The organism is Flavobacterium sp. HNIBRBA15423, assembly GCF_052655965.1.
Genome location: NZ_CP199751.1, coordinates 3,501,447 through 3,523,284, shown reverse-complemented (window position 1 = coordinate 3,523,284; position 21,838 = coordinate 3,501,447). Strand labels below are relative to the sequence as shown.

Below are 21,838 nucleotides of genomic sequence, written 5' to 3'. Positions count from 1 at the left end.
ATTTTCTGAATTCTTAACGCTTTAACTTTGGTAGGTAAGTAGTTAATTCATAGAATAATATCCATAAGAAATACATTTTACCTCTTTAGAACTATCATCTACTTCAAATAAAAAACTATAGGCCTTACCATAAGATAATTCTTCAGATGTTGGGTTTAAATTAAATTTATGATTATACTCTCTAATTTCAGCATATAACCTATTATTAATGATATTTGAAAAAAATATTATATACTTTGTTCTTTTACTTATTTTACCCTGTTTAGAATCTAATGGTTGTTTAATAAAGTTTTTATTGAATTCAATATCTTTTATTTTTAAAGAATCAACTAATAAATCAATTTTTTGCTTTTGTTGTAAACTATAATCATTAAAATAATCATAATTTTCAACAATCTTTCTATTAATTAAACCTATATCAGAAGTTTCCATACTAAATGGAATAACTTCCTTTGAAATTTCAATTTATCAATATCTTTTATTTCCAAAACATTTTCCTTTATAATAATTTTTAATGCTTTGTTATATATATATCTTCATTTTTCGTGTTTTTATTGATAGAACACGACAAGCTTATTAATACTGTTATGATTAATATATTTTTCATCTTATACTCCTTACTTATTTGTTTGTCCAATTGTGGCATTTGTTCTTTTGTGACAGAAATCTGCCTTTCTTCAACGGTCTGAAATTCAATTTTAGCAGGGCTACTAGTTGTAAATTTTATCCAATTATATTGTAATCGCACTGGCAAAAATAATTCACTTCTAAATGTATTTATCATAGAAACTACAGATCCAGCTAAATAATCAGTTTTTGTTATGCAGCTATTTTCTGTCACTACTTTCGATACTTTTTGACCTGTTGCATTGTAAAGATATTCAATTGTGTGGTTTTAAAAAATATTTTTTTCTCTAAAAAAAACTATCACTAATTCTAATACACGAGGTCGACTTTTTTACCATTTTCTTCGTTTTAAAAGCTTTAAACATAAAAAAAATGAGCTATATAGCTCATTTTTTTTTACAATTATTTTTAATTTTTATTGGTTATCAATCTGTTAGCTGTTCGTAAGATACATATCACTAACCTCTGAAACATTGCCTTTTAAAGCTCAATTTTCATTAATATTGTAGATTCTTTATTATCTAAATCATTAATCCCATCACTACTCAATTTAATATTGAGTTGACTTAACCTAACCTTTTTATTCTTTTGTATTCTGTCAAAATTCTTTGTTTCAACAAATCCAAAATTTCCAATTTCAATATTTTCTAAATCTCCTATTTTATTATTATTTGAATCCATTAAATAATAATACCCAGAATATTTATTAAATACTTCATCTTTAAAGTTACCTTTATATACAAGCATGATGTTATAGTTAACACTCAAATCCTCACTGAAAATATTACACAATTCTTGTCTGTCAAATGATATTAAATATTCTCTAGCATTATCAAAATCTGAACACTTAAAATCAATTTGAATATTTGAAATAGGCTCTTTTGCATCAAATGAATTTAGAGCTTTAGTCTTGTAACCTAACATTACTAATGTTATTAAAAAAAATATAGATTCTCTCATTATTTTATAGTATTTTCAAGTATTGTTGGTAAAATTTTTGGATCAAAATTCATTCTTCCATAAGGACTATCCTTCGCTGATTCTTGCCATTGTAACATTCTCGAAAAGTAGTCCGACTTACTTGAACCATTATTTAGATATTCAACTCCATACTGCTGTGCTGACATAGTTGGATTTTCAGTATACAAAGGTATTCCTGATTGAAAATTAATTATTCCAACTAACATTTTTGCTTCAAACTCACGGTTACCCGCATAAGAATCAGAAAAATTTGAATAATCAAATGCTCTTGCTTCTTCTGTACTTACAGCTGAATCAAATTGGACAGCATGTACCATCTCTTCAACTATAACATGGGGAAGTAATTCTTTGTTTTCAAATGTATCAGACCCAATGTAAATATCACCACCTGCTCTATCAGGGTTCTCGTTATACTCAGGATTCAAAAGATTATAATTCTTATCAAATTCCATTTGATAATCTAATGTGTGCCCATAAGTTTTAACAAATTGTCCGGCCGCACCAGGTGCATGAGTGCCTTCCCTAAACCTATACTCTTTTTCATAATTTTTTAATTGACTCCAGATCTCTCTAAAAGCCGAAGATTTTCTTTGTTCTTTTAAACTACTACGAATTTTGCGTCTTAAAGCCCTTCTCTCTTTTCTAGTTTCACCTACATAGACAATTTTTTTTCCATCAGGATCTATTGCATTTATAGGGGTATTATTCACATAATTATAAGTTGACATATTATTGTACTTCTCTGCCAATGAATCAACATTCATCCATCTACCTAGTGCAGGGTCGTAATTTCTAGCACCATAATCGTACATGTTTAATCCTAATTCCGTTTGTAATTCTTTCCCGTTGTACTTCATTTGGTACGCATTAGAAGAAATATGGCTTTCATGTTTTAACCCAAAAGGATAATATTCATTTTCTTCTATTATTTCGTCAATGTCAATAGTACCATTGCTATCTATATCGGTATAACTTAATCTGATATTTCCTAAATGGTCTGTGTAATTAAAAACATATTTGTAACTGTTAGCTTCCTTTTTTACATAGCCTTCTGCGTGTGGAAAGAATTGTAATTCATTCACTTTATACTGAAATCCTCCAGCTAAATAGTCGGTTTGTGTTTTAATGCCTGTTTCTGTCACTACTTTCGATACTTTTTGCCCTGTTGCATTGTAAAGATATTCAATTTTGTCAGCACTCACAAAATTTATTTCTGTAGGTAAATTCAAATGATTATAGATTATATCTCTTATTCCTTTGTTGTTGTCTACCTTCATATTACCATTGGCATCATACTCATAATCGTTTCCTTCATTTACTCCGTCTTTAAATCCTTGTGGTGACTCGGTTTCATCGGTAACGGTTAGTAACTGGTTTTTATTTACATTGTCATATTCATATATTAAATTATCAATATGAATGGCATAATCAGGGTCATCTATAACACCGTAGCGATTTAGTCTTTGTATATTTCCATTTTTGTCATAAGATAAAGATTCTCTGTAGGCATTAGGTGCTGTGGTTTCGTTTTTTCGAGTGTAACTTGCGTCTAATAATCTGTTTAGATTATCATAAGAAAACTGGTACTTTCTTAGCTTGTTATCGCTATTTGTTTTCCAAAAGGTTTCTGATATATTACCATTATATAAATCTGTTGCGGTTTCTGCATCATTGTAATTGATTTTAAAAGAAAACAAATCGGTTCCTATGTTGTTGACATCATTTATGTTTTTTAACCAACCTCTTATGTTGTAATTGTAATCTACAGTTTGTAAACCAGAAGCTCCTGTTGCATCAGTTCCTCCTACGTTTTTGCTGATTAATTGCCCTAGTTCATCATTGCTGTTTTTGGTTATCACTAATTTTAATACACGAGGTCGACTTTTTTACCATTTTCTTTGTTTTAAAAGCTCTAAACATAAAAAAGATGAGCTATATAGCTCATCTTTTTTACAATTATTTTTAATTTTTATTGATTATCAATTTATTAGCTGTTCGTAAGACACATATCACTAACTCTGAAACACTACCCAATTGGTTAGCTTCTGTGAAAAGGGTTGTCACTAACTTTGAAACATTACCAAATAAACTAATGCTTGTTCCTGACGATACAAAAATTTCAACATTATTATTAATATTTTGTGTTTTGTCTTACCAAAACAATACGTTTGATACATTCCCCCCTAATTTTGGAACATTACCTATTATCTTTATCTACTGGAATGAGATGGTTTTGCATTTGTACAGACTTTCATGCATTCATATTTCCATATATTATTTGGTGAATCTTTAAGCGCATTATACATACATTCAAAATCCAATCCTTGATAATTTAAATAAATTAAGTTTTTTACGATATCATTAGGTCTAAGTTTTCTCTCATAATATAAAATTATATCATTTATCAAAGAATTGAAATCATTACTTTTAAATCCCTTTATGCGATAATACTTTTCTGTTTTTTCATTATAAATAATCGCAAACTCAGAACAAGAACTAATATTGAAAATAATTGGAACATCACTTTTGTAATCTATTTTATTATCCTGTAAGTTAAATCTATAAATTCTATAGTTATCAAAAAAATTAGGTTTAAGCATATTAGTATTAAGTTCATTTACTTCTAAACTAATATTTTCTAATAACATTTCTTTATTTAATGCTGTTATGGAATCATCAAGTTTAAGACTAATAGCATTATCTAAGACTAATAAAGTTTTAAAAATAAAATTTATTTCATTTTGAGAATATGATTTTAGACTAAAAATCACAATTGTAAATAAGATTATTGTTTTTTTCATAATTTAAAATTTTATTCCGAATAGATTATATAGAATCTGTGGTAATGGATAGTATTGTACACTTGTATTATAATGATCCTCCCAATCCAATGCGTTTTTTGAACGGAAAGAATTTTTATTGCTAGGATCTTGACAATTATGAGCTCCTTTTTGTTGACTGGACTGATTATGGTTAGTATAATTATTTACGACATGTCCCTTTTCTTGTGAAAAAGATGAGCTTTACATAACTCATCTTTTTTACAATTATTTTTAATTTTTATTGATTATCAATTTGTTAGCTGTCCGTAAGATACATATCACTAACCTGAAGCATTACAGAGCCATATAACCTTATTTGTTATCTGCAAAATCTGTACATAAAAAGAAATTTATAAAATTTTTATTAATATTATTTCCTGATTCTAAATTTATCTCATATAAATAATCATAAATATTATTTCCAGAATATAAACAATTCTTAGATTTTTTATTTATCTCATCATATCTTCCATTTATAAATAAATCAATGTTTTCTTTTTGGTATTCAGCATAAGAATTATTTGGAGTTATACTTATATCTAATTTAGAGTCTTTATATTCTAGATAAAAATATTGTTCACTCTCAAAATCATAAACAAGACCCGTGAAATATTCACTATCAATATTAAAACTAGGTTGATTATAATAAATAATATGTTTTGAATTTGGGATTTTTTTTTGGATTTCTTTAAATACTTTTCTTTCATCACTACTTTTGACTCCCATCTTTGAGTTTAATGATTTTATTTCATTAAAAAAGATTGGGTTTGCACAACTAATAAGTAAAAAGGCAATCAGTATAATAATTATTGTTTTCTTCATTGTTTCCTTGAGTTTAATATTTCGGTCCAAATTTCTAATGCTCTCTCTGTAGATTCATATTGAGTAATAAAACCTTGACTTTTTGATTTTTTTATCAATCTTGAATCCTGAACAACACTCCCATCAGTATCTACTGAATAATATAGTCTAAGTGGTAAATGCTGTTCGGATCTAACAAAATTTTCAATAAATGATGCAAATACTTCTGATTGATTTAACTTATGTCTTTTTCCATTTGAATCCATTATAGAATACCATTCTTTTGACAATATATCTAAATCAAAAACTTGATTTGCAAATACATGCGCTAATTCATGAGCAAGTGATATATGAAAAATTAAATTTTGATTTCCTGAGGTTGTTCTTACTTTTTCATTTTGATCAAATGCGGTACGAATTTTCAGTCCTGATGTAGTTGTTCTGTTTTTTTTAATATCATCAGTAAACTCATTATCAGTTATATAAGCATTTATTTTATCATTTGAAAAAAGGTTTAATAATATACTTCCAAAAGAATTTTCATCTCCATTTGAAATACTATTTAAAGAACCTACTATTTGAGCCACATAACTTCCTTCCTCAGCCTGAGTTTCCTCCCATTCATCTCCTTCTTTCTCTCTTGAATATAATTTACCTTTATCATATCTATAACCTTTTCCACTTCCATCATAAATATAAATATAGTCACCATTCATATCTATGAATTTTACAGGATTATTCGCCGTATACTGATATGTATTTAAATTGTAAAATGCTTCTGAAAAATTATCCATTGAAAAATAACGTCCTAGAGCTGCATCATAATTCCTTGCACCATAATCATATAGATTTAAACCTAGTTCATTTTGGAACTCTTTGGAGTTATAGCGATACTTGTAAAAGACACAAATAATTTTATTGCCTTACCAGAAAGATTACCATTCAAAGTTATCATCTACTTCATTATTATCTACCTCATAATTTTCTAAAATACTTATCTTTAGCACTTTATTTTTGTTTTTAAAAACTAAGAAATCCCATCTTCTAGAATCTGGAACCATGAAAAAAGAATTTTTAATATTTAATGAAGTATTATTCTTAACAAAATCTTTATGAATATATATAAATGCTTCTATTTCGTTACAACTTGTTTTGTAAGAAAAATCATTTGGTTTCATACTATTCAGTGATAATTTTACTATACTATAATTAGAGTCCAAATCATTAATATCAATATGAAAAAAAAATTCGTTATTAAAATTACTTTTAAAAATTGCTTCTTTTTTATTTACAAAAGATATTATTTCCTCCGCAAGTGAAATCATATCACTGTTATATTGTTCCTTTTTTTTTATTGATTTACAAGAACTAAAAGTCATTGTAAATAAAATTATTATTATTGTATATAATGTTCTCATATATTTTTATTTAATCTGATAAAAGTTGTTTTACATTTTTATTTAACAAACTTCTGCCTTTCCCATATTGGTATATTCCTACATTGGAAGTTACACCATTTATAGTTTCAGTTAAATTTCCTAAAACTAAATATCTAATATTTTTGTAAATGTTTATTTGATTAGTTTTTACTCCATTAATATCATGATTATCCAATGCAACATTATAATCTTGTGGAGAAGGAAAAGCATAACCTAATTTTGGGAAATCTGGGTGTCCTGGGTGAGTATGAAAAATTATTGAAATTGTTCCTTTAAAAGAGCCATCTTTAGAAGTAAAGAATGGGGAACTTAGTTGATGAGAGAAACCAGCAACCATCGAAACTCCATTTTTATCTTGCTCAATAGTACTATGAGTATAAGGAAGCAAATCTAAATAATTCTCTCCATTAGTGTTTTTATATATCATGCCTCCAAGTTCATCATGTGTATATATTGAAATATCGTATGCCAATTGTAACCCTCCTTTATAATTACTTGTTTGAAGTCCATTTTTCATAATATTTTGACCATTATATAGTAATCCTTTGTCAACATCCTCTGATATAACTTCTTGATTGGAATTATCAACAAGTGTATCTTTCTCATCATCGTTTTGTTCTAAAAGAGTAATATCTCCAGATTCAGTGTCTAAACCGTAAACGTCCTGTCCTTGCATACCATCAGGGTCAACAAAACGTAAAGGATTATTATAAACATAAGTATATGGATTCCATCTTCTTGAAGTCTCCGCAAGTGGATCAATGTTCATCCATCTACCTAAAGTTGGATCATAGTTTCGAGCTTGGTAATCATACCAATTCAGATTTAACTCTGTTTGCAATTCTTTACCGTTGTACTTGTACTTATAAGTAGATTGTATTGTAGGTGTGCCTCCTTTTAAAGTAATGGTTTCATTGCTTCCTTTTTGATACAATAACTGGTCACTATTATAATTTGTATGTTTTAACCCAAAGGCATAATAATGATTTTCTTCCATTATTTTTATAGTTTGGGTACTTGGATCTACTCCATAGCTTAGTCTTATATTTCCTAAATGGTCGGTATAGTTAAAGACATAGTTATAGTTATTCACTCCATGAGAATCAACTACGCTGACATAGCCTTCTGCATGGGGAAAGAATTGTAAATAATTGTCTTTATATTGAAATCCTCCGCTCATATAATGCGTTGTTGCACTGTTACCACCTACAAAATCTACTATTACTTTGCTTATCTTTTGTCCTGTAGCATTGTAAAGATATAGAATTTTAGCACTTGTACCAAACGTAATTTCTGTTGGTAAATTCAAATGATTGTAGGTGATTTTTGTAATCCCTTTATTATTGTCAATCGTCATGTTGCCATTAGCATCATATTCATAATCATTGCCTGTATTGCTTCCGTTTTTAAATCCTTGTGGTGAATTAGAAGCGTCATCTACCTTCACTAATAAATTTTTATTATTGGTATCATACGTATATTCTAAATTGTCAATAAGGTTTACCATTTGTGCTCCATCAGTGTCTCTGTCTCCATTGCGTTGTAAGGTTAAGATGTTTCCGTTTTTGTCATAAGAAAGTTTTTCCATATAGTTATCTGGAGTGGATGCACTAGTTGGTTTTAAATAATTAGCTTCTAGCAAACGATTTAATACATCGTAAGAATAATTATATTTTCTTAAAATATTATCACTAGATGTTTTCCAATAGGTGGATGATATATTTCCATTGTATAAAGGAATAGCACTGTCGTCAAAGTCTCCTAAAGATTCAAAATCATTGTAATTAATTTTAAAAGAAAACAAATCATTCCCTATATTTTCAACATCGTTTATGTTTTTCAACTAACCTCTTATGTTGTAACTGTAATCTACGGTTTGTAATCCTGTTGCTCCTAATCCACCAACGTTTTTGCTGATTAGTTGTCCTAGTTTGTCGTAGGTGTTTTTTGCTATCACTAATTCTGACTCGAGCCTAAAGGCGAACAGAACGAAGCTAAACACCAGGTCGACTTTTTTACCATTTTCTTCGTTTTAAGACATTATATAACACAAAAAGGAACGCCATATGGCGTTCCTTTTCTATACATTTTTTTAATTAAATTTTAATTTAATTGGTTAGCTTGTGTGAAAAGGGTTGTCACTAACTCTGAAACATTACCAATCCTCCAGCTAAATAGTCGGTTTGTGTTTTAATGCCACTTTCTGTCACTACTTTAGTTACTTTTTGTCTTGTGTGAAACAAGGGAAATTTTACGAAAAATCTTTTATAAAAAAATGAAATTTCCCTTGTTTAAATCATAGTAATCTTTGAAACATTACCGCTCATTATTAATCACTTTTTTTAAAACTATATGAAGATTCACCATCTGGACTCATATTGAGAAAATTTCCATTTATATATAAAATTCCATTACCAAATTCTTGATAATTATCTCCTTTTTCATTAAAATCTTTCCATTCATTTAGCTCAATATAACAATATCCTTCATCATTTTCTCTCCATCTCCCTATATGACTAAGTTCTGTATTTCCTTTTCTATAATAGTGTTTAAATGTTCCATTTTCTCCAAATTCAACATAATTAATTGCCTTTATATCATTAAAACAATAATACTTTTTAGATGAATCAAGCTTACATTCATTTAGATTTATACAACTAAAAAACAGTGTAAATAAAAAAAAGATAAATAATAATGAATATACTTTTAATTTTTTAATTTCTGCTAATTTCATATGATGCATTTATATATTGTTTAATTGTTGAAAGTGATTTATTACCATTTTTTCTATCATAATTACCTCCTATATGAAGCATTAAAGAATTTCTACTAGTTTCATTGTAAATTTGAATTATTAAATTATTGTTTTTAACTCCTACTGTTGCAATTGCACCACCAACAAAAAATTGAACAGCATTTGAATCTATATGTTTAATCAAGGAATTCATCCATGTTGATGGGCTAGAATTTGGACTAAACTCTAAAGCAATTTTATACGTTTCAGAGTCACCTTTCATGGTAAAATCATATCCGTCTAATGCAGCTTTCTCACTAAATTCAGTTATTATTTCTTTAATAATTCTACCACTAATTAAATCATCCGCAAATGGATGAATTCCTTTTTCAAAAGTTCTACTCTCATTTCCAGTTCCTGTAGCAAATTCCCACAGTAATATTCCAATTGTTTTAAGAGCATCTTTTTTAAAAATTTTTTGTTTTTGACTTTCATTAAGATTAGACATATCTTCCCCATCCATATAAAGTTTAGCTGTCTGCTTCAAAGATTCTACAGCAATTTCATCTATGCCTATATTTTGATTTGATTTACCTCTATCAATAGCAGGAATATAGATACCATTATTATCAAATCTATTTCTTCCAAAAATATCAGTTTCACTATCTGCCCCACTAGGATCTGACCAAAATACAGGATTATTATCAAACGCACTATACGGAGAATAATCATAATGAACAACAGGATCTTGTGCTACCCAACGAGCAATAGCTGGATCATAGTCTCTCATGTCCATGTCGTACATATTAAGTCCTAGTTCGGTTTGAAGCTCAGCCCCATTGTACTTGTACAAATAATTAGGCTGTAATGGAGCAGCTAATCTAATGGCTATTGCACCACTTTGTATTTTTTGATAGGTTTTATAGTCCATATTATAACCTTCGTGTTTTAATCCAAAAGGGTAGTAATGGTTTTCTTCTAGTATTTTTAAAGTACTTGTGCTTGGGTCTACACCATAACTTACTCGGATATTTCCTAAGTGGTCGGTGTAATTAAAAACATAATTATATTTATCATCTATTACATTGACATAGCCTTCTGGATGTGGAAAGAATTGTAATTCATTCACTTTATACTGAAAGCCTCCAGCTAAATAATCGGTTTGTGTTTTAATGCCTGTTTCTGTCACTACTTTCGATACTTTTTGACCTGTTGCATTGTAAAGATATTCAATTGTGTGGTTTTAAAAAATATTTTTCTTTCTAAAAGAAACTATCACTAATTTTAATACACGAGGTCGACTTTTTTACCATTTTCTTTGTTTTAAAAGCTTTAAACATAAAAAAAGATGAACTATATAGTTCATCTTTTTTACAATTATTTTTAATTTTTATTGGTTATCAATCCATTAGCAACTATTAAAACCTTCATCACTAACTCTGAAACATTACCAAATCCAGTACATTACCCCTTAAAAGCAACTTTTAATTAGAATAAATATTATTGCAAAAAGAAAATAGCATAAAATAAACAATGATGGAACTGTAAGATATAACCATTTTAAAGGTTTTTTAAAGTTATTATTCAAATAATATTTTAAAACTTCTAATGTTCCTATAAAAGATATTATTATAGATGGTATTATTATAAAATAACCTAATATTGCTCTTATTTTTCTATAAATATGATATTCTCCTTTCAGGCATAATTGAATTAATGCAGCAATTAAAATTATTATAAAAGATATAATGTTAACATACGAAGCTTTTTTTATTCTATTACTCATTTTGAAAGAAGATTATTAGTATAATTAAAACCATTTTGAATAGCTCTTTGGTCTGCTTCGGAATCAATAAACCCTCCCGTTCTATCTGTTGAGATCAAAGTGGTAATAAAGTTGTTTATATGAGCCCCAGCTTTCATTTCAAGAGAAGAAAAGTTATTAACTCTCATCCAAGACCCCCAAACAAATTGCGAAAAATCAGCAAAATTATAGATGCTTTTTTGTCCTTGTACTCTAAAAAAAGCTCCATTACCATCTTCATAACCATCATACTCAGTATTATGCATATCTAATTCATCTCTCAATTGATTAAACCCAAAATCAGCAGAACCGTGTGAATTTAATGCTGTTTCCAGATATCTTTGACTCATATTAAAACCACTATTAACAAAACCCGCTTTTAAAATAAGTTTTACTAAAAATGGATTATCTATAATCACATATAATTGTTCATCTACACTAGCCAAGTCTAACCATTTACTGTCATATGCATAATCATTTACATACAATTGATTACCATCTGTGTCGAAAATTCTATGAGGTTTGTCATTAATAACTATGTTTGTAATTTTCCCTTTTGAATTTACTGTAATATCATTCTCTGGTGAAGAATCAGAAGAAGTCTCTCCTAATTGACCTTGTAATTGAGAAAAAAAGTTTTGTGCATCTGCACCTGTAAAATGATAACCCTCTTTATCTTCATATGCATCTGCTCCACTAGGGTCAGCAAATATTACAGGATTGTTATCAAAAGCATTATAAGGAGAATAATCATAATGAACAACAGGGTCTTGCACTACCCATCGAGCAATAGCTGGATCATAATCTCTCATATCCATGTCATACATGTTAAGCCCAAGCTCTGTTTGCAGTTCTTTACCGTTGTATTTATACTTGTAATTAGGCTGTAAAGGAGCAGCTACTCTAATGGCTATTGCACCACTTTGTATTTTTTGATACATTTTATAGTCCATATTATAACCTTCGTGTTTTAATCCAAAAGGATAGTAATGATTCTCTTCCAATACCTTTAAAGTACTTGTGCTTGGGTCGACTCCATAACTTACTCGTATGTTTCCTAGATGATCGGTGTAATTAAAAACATAATTATATTTATCGTCTATTACATTGACATAGCCTTCAACATGAGGAAAAAATTGTAATTCATTCACTTTATACTGAAATCTTCCAGCTAAATAGTCGGTTTGTGTTTTAATACCCGTTTCTGTCACTACTTTAGTTACTTTTTGCCCTGTTGCATTGTAAAGATATTCAATTGTGTGGTTTTAAAAAATATTTTTTTTCTAAAAAAGCTATCACTAATTCTAATACACGAGGTCGACTTTTTTACCATTTTCTTCGTTTTAAGACATTATATAACACAAAAAGGAACGCCATATCGCGTTCCTTCTCAATATATTTTTTAAATTATTGTTTTATTTTCAATTGGTTAGCTTCTGTGAAAAGGGTTGTCACTAACTCTGAAACATTACCTTTTGTTGAGGCATATGGGCTTTGTAATGGGTTTGTGGATTGAGGTGAAACGTTTAGGAATCGCCTTTGTCTAATTATTTATTTTTAATATTATTATAAATCTCTAAATAAATTGATATTTTTTTTGAATCAATCTCATTTAAGTTTTCTAAAAAATAATTATTTGAAATATATTTAAATTTTTTATTATCACTTTTAATAAGAAATGTATAATTTTCACATTCATTACAATCCTTACAAGTCTGAATATATGATTTATTATCAATTTTATTTAATAGTCCATTTAAATTAATGTTATCAGTTGTAACATTATTTTTTATTAAAACATTATCAATTATTCTAGTATGCATCCACTTACCTTTTTCAAAAAAAAATCTATCTAAATAATATTCTTCACTTCCTTCTTTTTGATAATGAAATAATATATCATATTCATACTTATATTCTAAAAAAGAATTTAATTCCAAATTGCATAAATCTTCGTCATTTGAAGATAAGTTTAAAATATTAAATTCACTCTCGTAAATATTACAGAATGACTTTAATTCATTAGTAACAACTCTATTATTCACACAAGATGAAATTATAAAACAAATCAATATTAACTTTTTTAAAATCATTTGGTAGTTTTTTTATAGTAATTATATCCTGCTTTAACAACATTTGCATCCTTATAATAAATTTCAATCATACCGCTTGAAGGATTAACTCTATGTTGTCTAATATTCTTGTATGTTTTTCGCAGTGGGATTTTTTGACCAGTTGGGTCAACCTGTGCTCTAACTATATTTTCAATATGGCTTGTTTCAACTTCTTCAGTAAGTTTTACTCTTGAAATATGAAGCATTGAATTATTAAAATCATTTGGGTCGCTCATATTTGGTTCATAATTTTCTTCAACTAAACCTTGGTCAAATCTAAAAGCATGTCCTTCTTCATGAGATATTCCTATGATATTAGTCCCTAATTCTTCGCCTTCAATACTGGTACTATTAGTGTTTATATAAATATCTGTCCCAACTCCATTTTCCTTTGTATAACCATCTTTTGGTTTTGTGTGGTTTTCTATTAACTTGCCATCAGATTTTTTTTCGTTGATATGAATTGTATGTACATTACTAGATTTCTTCAATGCTCTCCAATTATTTCTAGCCTCGGTAGATTTCCTATTTAATTCTCTTTGAGATTTTTTAAATTCTCTTCTGGCTTGTCTATTTTCCTTTTTTGTTTTGTTTGGGTCGTCTGCATATTCAACAATCATACCCGTAGGGTCAACTAATTGAACTGGATTATTAAAAACATATGCATATGAATTAATACCATAATAAAGTTCTTGCATTGGGTCAGGAACGCTAAATCTACCTATAGCTGGGTCATAATTCCTTGCACCATAGTCGTACATGTTGAGCCCCAACTCGTCTTGAAGCTCTTTTCCGTTATACTTGTACTTGTAAACTGCATCTACAGGACTAGCCATTTTAATTTTTATGGACTCTTCCAATATTTGTTGATAGGTTTTATAGTCCATATTATAACCTTCGTGTTTTAATCCAAAAGGATAATAGTGGTTTTCTTCTAATATTTTTAAGGTTTGTGTATCTGGGTCAACTCCATAACTTACTCGTATGTTTCCTAAGTGATCGGTATAGTTAAAAACATAGTTATAGTTATTTATTCCATGGGAATCAACTACATTGACATAACCTTCCGGATGTGGAAAGAATTTTAAATAGTTATCCTTATACTGAAATCCTCCAGCTAAATAATCCGTTTTTGTTATGACACTATTTTCATTCACTACTTTAGATACTTTTTGTCCTGTTGCATTGTAAAGATATTCAATTGTGTGGTTTTAAAAAATATTTTTTTCTCTAAAAGAAACTATCACTAATTCTAATACACGAGGTCGACTTTTTTACCATTTTCTTCGTTTTAAAAGTTTTAAACATAAAAAAAGATGAACTATATAGCTCATCTTTTTTACAATTATTTTTAATTTTTCAATGACTATCAACCTGTTAGATGATTAAAAAACATGTATCACTAACTTTGGAACATTACCAAAATGAAATTCCTCTTGTATAATCATAGTAATCTCTGAAACATTATCAATTACCTTATATCATTTAATAATTGAAATGTCAATTTTGTCAATTTTTTTAATATCAATATCTAGAAATGTTTTAATTAATAACTGTTTTATTTTAAGAGGTAAATTATTTATTAATAAAGGGTTAGTTGGTTTAGCTACTAAATGATAATTAGTATCTGAATAATTATTTAAAATGGTCTTGTCAAAAGAATACAAACCTCGTTTTGCCATATAAGCAAAATCATTTACATATTGATTGTTTACATTCAAATCTATCATTTTAATTAATTGTTCATTAATAATAAAATCAGATGTCTCTGGTAAATTCCTAAAATATGAAACTAAAACATCATGGTTTTTAGAAAACATTTTTGAAACAGAAAGAGGAATTTTACCACCACCTGATGCTATAAAACCAATATTTTTTTCAGTTAAAAAAAACCAATCTATATCTAATGTTTGTTGCTCAATCTCTGATAACATATTTTTTATTTTTTTTCAAATATTGTTTGACAATTTTCACACATAGGAATCACCTGACCCGTTCTAGGCCTAGTCGCTGGTGTAAAGTTTATTTGGGCAGGAGTAGCTTTGGGATTCTCTAATAGCAATGAATTAGCTGCTCTAAACTCTGCACAACAACCAACAACATTACCACTACTTGTTTTAGTTCCAACACCCCCTAAAGATTCTGACGCTTGAATTAATTGTGGAGCAATTTCAGGTAGTAATGGACCACTTGTCGCAGTAACAGACTGACCGTTAAGTTCAGCTGTAACTTGAACAGCAGGTTTACTTCCGCCACCAACGACATTGGACATTTCTGCATTTGACATTGTTGTTCCAATATTTTTAGCAGCACTAGCCTCACTAGCTTCAACAGCTGTTCCACTTCCTTTTGCAACTTTATGAACAACTGTTATAGCAACAACATTAAAAACTGTTGTAGCTACTGCTTTTGCATCACCAGTTGAAGCTTTTTTAACTGTTGCTACAGCACTTTTAGCTCCACTAGTTGTATATACTTGATTAGCATATTCTTTTACTGCTCCTTTTACACCATCATTTTTGTATGCATTATAAACACTTTTAGTTGCAGTTACACCATTACTTGCATTGTTGTATGTACTGGTTGCAAGACCAGCAGCTAAATTAATGGTAGCACTCCATGCTCCTTTAACATAGTTTTTTAACCAAGCAGGATCTGGCCACATTCCATCAGGGTCAAGAAAATATACAGGGTTATTGAAACAATAATTATATGGAGACCATCTACGACCGTTCTCAGTTTTCGGGTCTATTTGCCAAAACCTTCCTACGGCTTGATCATAAACTCTATTGTCGTAATCATATACATTTAAACCTAGTTCGTCTTGGAACTCTTTGGAGTTATAGCGATACTTATAAGTAGGTTGTATTGTAGGTGTGCCTCCTTTTAAAGTAATGGTTTCATTGGTTCCTTTTTGATACAATAACTGGTCACTATTATAATTTGTATGTTTTAACCCAAAGGCATAATAATGATTTTCTTCCATTATTTTTATAGTTTGTGTACTTGGATCTACTCCATAACTTAGTCTTATATTTCCTAAATGGTCGGTGTAATTAAAGACATAGTTGTAATTATTCACTCCATGAGAATCAACTACGCTGACATAGCCTTCTGCATGGGGAAAGAATTGTAAATAATTGTCTTTATATTGAAATCCTCCGCTCATATAATGCGTTGTTGCACTGTTACCACCTACAAAATCTACTATTGCTTTGCTTATTTTTTGTCCTGTAGCATTGTAAAGATATAGAATTTTAGCACTTGTACCAAACGTAATTTCTGTTGGCAAATTCAAATGATTGTAGGTGATTTTTGTAATCCCTTTATTATTGTCAAGAGTCATGTTGCCATTAGCATCATATTCATAATCATTGCCTGTATTGCTTCCGTTTTTAAATCCTTGTGGTGAATTAGAAGCGTCATCTACTTTAATTAATAAATTTTTATTATTGGTATCATAAGTATATTCTAAATTATCTATAAGGTTTACCATTTGTGCTCCATCGGTATCTCTGTCTCCATTGCGTTGTAAACTTAAGATGTTTCCGTTTTTGTCATAAGAAAGTTTTTCCATGTAGTTATCTGGAGTGGATGCACTAGTTGGTTTTAAATAATTGGCTTCTAGCAAACGATTTAATACATCGTAGGAATAATTATATTTTCTTAAAATATTATCACTAGATGTTTTCCAATAAGTGGATGATATATTTCCATTGTATAAAGGAATAGCACTGTCGTCAAAGTCTCCTAAAGATTCAAAATCATTGTAATTTATTTTAAAAGAAAACAAATCAGTTCCTATGTTGTTGACATCGTTTATGTTTTTTAACCAACCTCTTATGTTGTAATTGTAATCTACGGTTTGTAAGCCAGAAGCTCCTGTTGCATCTTGACCGCCTACGTTTTTGCTGATTAGCTGTCCTAGTTCGTCATAGGTGTTTTTGGCAATTAATTGTTCGCTTCCACTGCCAATTTGTTGTTTGTGTAAGCTTAAACGGTCTTGGTCGGTGTATTCAAAGGTGTCTCTTACGGTAATTACACTACCATTAGTGTCATACTTGTGTGTGGTAATGGTATACTCTGTTTTTCCTGCCCAATCGAGCTTGCTGTCTACTTGAGTATAACCTCCTAAATGGTTACTGGTATAGGTTCTTACTGGTCTGTATCTTTCATCATAAATGGTATATGATAATTCAGAAGCATTTGGATTGTTTATATCTAATACTTTTGTCCAGGAGCCTGTTGGTAATCCTCTTAACTTATTCGCTGTACTAACAGTGTTTTGTCCTTCAATTTGTGTTGGAACCTGTGGAGCATTTGGAAAACTATAATCATCATAATAGTTCTTGGTCAGAATATCATTGGCACTTAAAACAAAAGGATTGCTTCCTGAAGTAACGCTGTTTTGATTAGTTGTTCTGCTTGTTGCAGAAACCGTCATTTGTTTCCAACCGGTTTGGGTTACTCTTCCAAATACATCATATTCGGTTATCATCCAGCCTATATCACTTCCTCCATAAGGGGAAAATGCTGGTCCTGTGGCTACTGGTCTATCTAGTTTGTCATAAATGATAAATTCCCATTGTTTGCCTGGTAGTTTCTTTTCTACTAAGCGACTTCTGTAATCATATTTGTATTGGTAACCTAAATTATCAAGAGTAGTTTGTGTTCCAATTCCTTCTGCTGCTGGTGGTAAAACGTAGGTTAGATTTCCAAATTGGTCATAGACATAATAGGTGTCGTGTTTATCACCATTGTTGTAGGTTCTTTTTAAAACGACTTGTCCTTCTTTGTCTTTGAATTCTTCGGTGGTGTTGTTTACTCCTGAGGTCCAGTTTTCGTCTTTGGTAATGGTTTTGTATAATTGGGTTTCCGCATAAGTCCCTAAATCATTAATAACCGAATTATAAATTTTATTATTTGCATTTCCATCCCATGAAGCTGTTGCTGTAAAAAGTTTTACTGCATCGCTAGTTTCATTAAATTGGTAGTCAAACTTTATTTCTTTTCCACTTCCCATTGCCCACGCATCTCCTGGTGCTGCTTGCTTGAATACTCGATTTAGTGGTGAGGCTTCTAGTTCTTTTTCACTATAAGGATGGGTTGTACCTCCGTTATAAGTGCTGTAAAAAGTACTTAAATCGGTAACTACTGTCGCAGGATTGGTATAATCTAAGGATGGGGTTTGATTCACATAAGGTAAGTACTCTTTGGTTTGTCTGCCAAAAGCATCATATTCAATATGCGTTACAATGTCTTTTCCTGAATTGGATTGTTTGTGTGCTACTTGTTGGATAGGTCTTCCTAGTCCATCAAAGTAGGTGATTTGTACATTGGCAACCGTTACGTCTGGGTTGGTAATAGGTGTAGTGGTTGGTTGTTTATAAATTGTGGTTTCTACCCAGTTTTGATCTAAACTTTGTGCTAAAGCAAGAACCGGAATAAGTGTGAGTATGTATAATAATTTCTTCATCTTGCTTTAATTTTTATAATAATATTTGTTGTCACTCAAAATATGATCATTCTTGTCTTTTACAAATTGTAAACGATTGAAGCTATCATAATGATAAGTCATCTTGTTTCCTGTTGGGTCTGTCACGGTACTAATTCCTACGAGTGGTTTGTAGGTATAAGTGGTTACCATGGCGTTTGGCAAGGCGGTTCTTAGATTGTCTAAAGCGGTTATTAAGTTGGCTTCATCAGTTCCATTGGAAAGGGTTTGCAGATTCGCTTCATATTGTTGTACCTCTGCATAAGTGGCGTTTTCTATTTTAGCAATAGGCTGGGTTTTATTGTATCCCCAAATGTAAGTGATAGGAATACCAGATTCTTGTTGTACTTCCAGTGGGTTACTGAACTCGTCGTATTGTTTGTATTCTAGTCGATTCTCTAGCGTATTGGCTCCTCTTAAAGTGGCAATACTTTGTGGTAAAAAGGAAATATTGTTTTGCCATACATTTCCATAATTTACTTTGGACTTAGATAATAATTCAGCTCCTCTATAGGTTTCCATACTTTCTATTTCTCCAATTCTGTTTTGAGAGTAAATAGTAGCGACTCCTCTATGATAAAAATACTTAGATTTCAAAACTTCTCCATTACTATTTGTTATAGTACTTTCGCTAATCTTTAAATTAGTTGGATTATAGCTAAAAGTTTGACTGGTTAAAGCAATTTTGGTAGTACCAGATTGATAAGAATATTCTTTTGTATTTGTAGCAGTTAATTTTGTCCATACTGGCTTTGTTGTAAAACCTCTAGAACCAAGATTAATCATAGAAGTAATATACATTAGATTTCCCCTTTCTTCAAAATCATACTCATTATCTATTGTTTTTAGTAAAACGTTTGAAGCATTATAAAATTCAGTCTTTTTTAATAAGCCGTTTTTATATCCATAATAGTTTTGATAATACGTAAAAGAACCTGTATTTATAAAATAAGGAGAGTCTGTAAATGAATCATAAGTATGTTTTATATAACCATTATTCAAGGTATTAAATATCTTCACATTTCTGTAACTCACTTGTGGAGAAGTGGCTACTCCAGTTGAAAAATTACGTAAATGACCATCATAAAGTTCTCCACTTGATCGATTACTATTATCAAACATTTGATAATCATAATTCATTTCTTTAACAGGAGATTGTAATAGTGAATGTGAATTATAATGTGAAATTTTCTTAATTCTCAATCCTCCACCATAAACCCATTCCTTAATAGGCTGTGTTGTAGTTTCTTTTTTGGTAACTTTCAAATGACCTGTTGCAGATTCATTACCAATGGTATTAATTTGAATGGTGTAATTTCCTGGTTGTACTTCGATATAATCTCCTAAACAACTTAAGGAATAATTATCAATATAAAAATTAACTCCATTACCTATTAGTCTACAGGTAGCATATAAAGGTTCATTTACTGGGTCGTTCAATTGACTGTAGTAAGGATTACTTAATAATTTAAAATATAATTTTACAGGTAAGGTACCCGTTAGGGTTAATGGTATACTATTTAAATTTGAGGTGTTATAATTTGAGTTATAAAGTTCTGTATAAATATGATTGTCAAAATTTTTTGCTTTATAAATAGCTGCTATAGGCACACCATTAAATAAGTCTGATTGTGAATCTGCATAAGAATAAGTATTGGATTCAAATTCATATTTAACTTGTCCTCCAGTTGGGTATAAAATACGTTCCAGAATACCAAAAACACATGCCTCTTTGGAAGGTCTGTCTAAGTCTAACACATAATCAATATCTATTTCGGATGGATCAACTAAACTATTTTTATCTATTGTATTTGTTAAATAACCAAAAGTGTCTAACCCATAATAAGTAGTAGAACAAAAGAAAGGATTTGTATTATTAACAACATTCTTATACTCAAAATTATATTCATTGTTTTCTGTAGAAATAGTATTGTTTTCTATAAGTTTATCTAAATACCTTCTACTTTTAACATCAGTAATTCCTAGGGTTACATTAAGAAAACCATAATTAAAATCAAATTTTTTAATTGTATTGTTAAAAAGATTTTTTACTTCAATATTTTGTAACTGTATAGGATCATTATGCGTATATTTTAATGAAGGAATGTAATCAAAGTTAAAAAGAATTTTCCCATTATCTACAGCGTGTATTTCAGAAACTTTATTTGTTATTAGATTAGTTGCTGGATGTGGAGTAGTTGGATGTGGCTCTATAAATTCTTCGTAGGTATAATTAACTAATTCTTTACCATTATTGTCAGTAACTTTTGATAAATGATGAGCTGAGCAAAAATAATATTCTGAATTTAAATATTCCTCGCTTAAAATATAATCATTTGTACCATTTGGATTGGTTAAAACTGCACTTGTTATAAGATTTCTCAGATATCTTTTATCTTTATCTTTTACATCAAAAGTGTATTTAAACCCTTTGTCATCATAAACTACAAATGATTCTATTTTCTGAGTTCCACTAATCATGTTGAACTCAATCTTTAAATTGTCCTCTTGTAATTTTTGTAATGAAAATGTATTATTAGAACCATCATATAAAATTCTAAATTTTCCTGAATAACCCATAAAATTATAACTATATACATCGTTATATTTTAACCCTGTTAAGTCAATATTTGGATCTAATGATTGATAAAGAGGAATTAAATATTCATCAGGAGTGTTTAAAATCGATCTTGAAATTACGGCATCTGCTGTCAAATTCCACCCCATACCCACATCACTTGCTTTGCTTGCAATGGCAACACCAGAAGGATGGTAACTCAGTGCCACATTTACATTAATTTCTTTATTGTGTGTTGGCAAACTAGCCAACGGAATGGATATATCAGGAACTCCCGTATGTGTATTTACTGGTATTTCTGCAAAACTCATCAAATTAGCTACTGAAGGAGCTGGACTTGTTATTTCTACTGGTGTTGTACTTATTTGACTATATCCAAATAAAGCAAATAGTCCAAAAAACAGTGTTGTTCTACTTTTGTATATATATTTCATGATGTTCTAT

17 protein-coding genes are annotated in these 21,838 nt (G+C 29.6%); all 17 read right to left on the bottom strand.

Annotated elements, in window-relative coordinates:
- Positions 1 to 42 precede the first annotated feature (42 nt).
- A complete protein-coding gene (locus ACULEV_RS15755; protein WP_445456000.1) occupies positions 43 to 432 on the bottom strand; it encodes a hypothetical protein in 390 nt (129 codons plus the stop codon).
- A gap of 79 nt (positions 433 to 511) precedes the next feature.
- A complete protein-coding gene (locus ACULEV_RS15750; RefSeq protein WP_445455999.1) occupies positions 512 to 841 on the bottom strand; it encodes a hypothetical protein in 330 nt (109 codons plus the stop codon).
- 266 nt (positions 842 to 1,107) lie between these two features.
- On the bottom strand, positions 1,108 to 1,587 hold the full coding sequence (locus ACULEV_RS15745; protein ID WP_445455998.1) for a hypothetical protein: 480 nt from the start codon (positions 1,585 to 1,587) through the stop codon (positions 1,108 to 1,110).
- The gene (locus ACULEV_RS15740; RefSeq protein WP_445455997.1) at positions 1,587 to 3,467 is read right to left on the bottom strand and encodes an RHS repeat domain-containing protein; all 1,881 of its coding nucleotides are present in this window, start codon (positions 3,465 to 3,467) and stop codon (positions 1,587 to 1,589) included. Before ACULEV_RS15740 ends, ACULEV_RS15745 begins: the two co-directional genes overlap by 1 nt.
- 351 nt (positions 3,468 to 3,818) lie before the next feature.
- Complete coding sequence (locus ACULEV_RS15735; protein WP_445455996.1) at positions 3,819 to 4,409, bottom strand: hypothetical protein; 591 nt, start codon at positions 4,407 to 4,409, stop codon at positions 3,819 to 3,821.
- Between the two features lie 333 nt (positions 4,410 to 4,742).
- Positions 4,743 to 5,252 carry a hypothetical protein gene (locus tag ACULEV_RS15730; RefSeq protein WP_445455995.1) on the bottom strand — a complete coding sequence of 170 codons (510 nt, stop codon included), beginning with the start codon at positions 5,250 to 5,252 and terminating at the stop codon, positions 4,743 to 4,745.
- The gene (locus ACULEV_RS15725; protein WP_445458557.1) at positions 5,249 to 6,142 is read right to left on the bottom strand and encodes an RHS repeat-associated core domain-containing protein; all 894 of its coding nucleotides are present in this window, start codon (positions 6,140 to 6,142) and stop codon (positions 5,249 to 5,251) included. Before ACULEV_RS15725 ends, ACULEV_RS15730 begins: the two co-directional genes overlap by 4 nt.
- A gap of 24 nt (positions 6,143 to 6,166) precedes the next feature.
- Positions 6,167 to 6,649 (bottom strand): hypothetical protein, encoded by a 483-nt coding sequence (locus ACULEV_RS15720; protein ID WP_445455994.1) that lies wholly within the window; start codon positions 6,647 to 6,649, stop codon positions 6,167 to 6,169.
- A gap of 10 nt (positions 6,650 to 6,659) precedes the next feature.
- Positions 6,660 to 8,513 (bottom strand): RHS repeat domain-containing protein, encoded by a 1,854-nt coding sequence (locus ACULEV_RS15715; RefSeq protein ID WP_445455993.1) that lies wholly within the window; start codon positions 8,511 to 8,513, stop codon positions 6,660 to 6,662.
- 486 nt (positions 8,514 to 8,999) lie between these two features.
- Positions 9,000 to 9,404 (bottom strand): hypothetical protein, encoded by a 405-nt coding sequence (locus ACULEV_RS15710; protein WP_445455992.1) that lies wholly within the window; start codon positions 9,402 to 9,404, stop codon positions 9,000 to 9,002.
- Positions 9,385 to 10,593 carry an RHS repeat domain-containing protein gene (locus tag ACULEV_RS15705; protein ID WP_445455991.1) on the bottom strand — a complete coding sequence of 403 codons (1,209 nt, stop codon included), beginning with the start codon at positions 10,591 to 10,593 and terminating at the stop codon, positions 9,385 to 9,387. Before ACULEV_RS15705 ends, ACULEV_RS15710 begins: the two co-directional genes overlap by 20 nt.
- Positions 10,594 to 11,186: 593 nt before the next feature.
- Complete coding sequence (locus ACULEV_RS15700) at positions 11,187 to 12,419, bottom strand: RHS repeat domain-containing protein (protein WP_445455990.1); 1,233 nt, start codon at positions 12,417 to 12,419, stop codon at positions 11,187 to 11,189.
- A 336-nt stretch (positions 12,420 to 12,755) separates the two neighbouring features.
- On the bottom strand, positions 12,756 to 13,301 hold the full coding sequence (locus ACULEV_RS15695; RefSeq protein ID WP_445455989.1) for a hypothetical protein: 546 nt from the start codon (positions 13,299 to 13,301) through the stop codon (positions 12,756 to 12,758).
- The gene (locus ACULEV_RS15690; RefSeq protein ID WP_445455988.1) at positions 13,298 to 14,479 is read right to left on the bottom strand and encodes an RHS repeat domain-containing protein; all 1,182 of its coding nucleotides are present in this window, start codon (positions 14,477 to 14,479) and stop codon (positions 13,298 to 13,300) included. Before ACULEV_RS15690 ends, ACULEV_RS15695 begins: the two co-directional genes overlap by 4 nt.
- Before the next feature lie 324 nt (positions 14,480 to 14,803).
- Complete coding sequence (locus ACULEV_RS15685; protein ID WP_445455987.1) at positions 14,804 to 15,256, bottom strand: hypothetical protein; 453 nt, start codon at positions 15,254 to 15,256, stop codon at positions 14,804 to 14,806.
- A gap of 5 nt (positions 15,257 to 15,261) precedes the next feature.
- Complete coding sequence (locus ACULEV_RS15680) at positions 15,262 to 18,798, bottom strand: DUF6443 domain-containing protein (RefSeq protein WP_445455986.1); 3,537 nt, start codon at positions 18,796 to 18,798, stop codon at positions 15,262 to 15,264.
- A 6-nt stretch (positions 18,799 to 18,804) separates the two neighbouring features.
- Positions 18,805 to 21,828, bottom strand: a complete 3,024-nt coding sequence (locus tag ACULEV_RS15675; RefSeq protein WP_445455985.1) for a hypothetical protein — start codon at positions 21,826 to 21,828, stop codon at positions 18,805 to 18,807.
- Positions 21,829 to 21,838: the final 10 nt, after the last annotated feature.

Bases quoted from the DNA above. Each gene is read 5' to 3' on its own strand.
- ACULEV_RS15685 (WP_445455987.1), bottom strand. From the start codon at position 15,256: ATGTTATCAGAGATTGAGCAACAAACATTAGATATAGATTGGTTTTTT.
- ACULEV_RS15730 (WP_445455995.1), bottom strand. From the start codon at position 5,252: ATGAAGAAAACAATAATTATTATACTGATTGCCTTTTTACTTATTAGT.
- ACULEV_RS15745 (WP_445455998.1), bottom strand. From the start codon at position 1,587: ATGAGAGAATCTATATTTTTTTTAATAACATTAGTAATGTTAGGTTAC.
- ACULEV_RS15735 (WP_445455996.1), bottom strand. From the start codon at position 4,409: ATGAAAAAAACAATAATCTTATTTACAATTGTGATTTTTAGTCTAAAA.
- ACULEV_RS15675 (WP_445455985.1), bottom strand. From the start codon at position 21,828: ATGAAATATATATACAAAAGTAGAACAACACTGTTTTTTGGACTATTT.
- ACULEV_RS15720 (WP_445455994.1), bottom strand. From the start codon at position 6,649: ATGAGAACATTATATACAATAATAATAATTTTATTTACAATGACTTTT.
- ACULEV_RS15755 (WP_445456000.1), bottom strand. From the start codon at position 432: ATGGAAACTTCTGATATAGGTTTAATTAATAGAAAGATTGTTGAAAAT.
- ACULEV_RS15710 (WP_445455992.1), bottom strand. From the start codon at position 9,404: ATGAAATTAGCAGAAATTAAAAAATTAAAAGTATATTCATTATTATTT.
- ACULEV_RS15695 (WP_445455989.1), bottom strand. From the start codon at position 13,301: ATGATTTTAAAAAAGTTAATATTGATTTGTTTTATAATTTCATCTTGT.
- ACULEV_RS15680 (WP_445455986.1), bottom strand. From the start codon at position 18,798: ATGAAGAAATTATTATACATACTCACACTTATTCCGGTTCTTGCTTTA.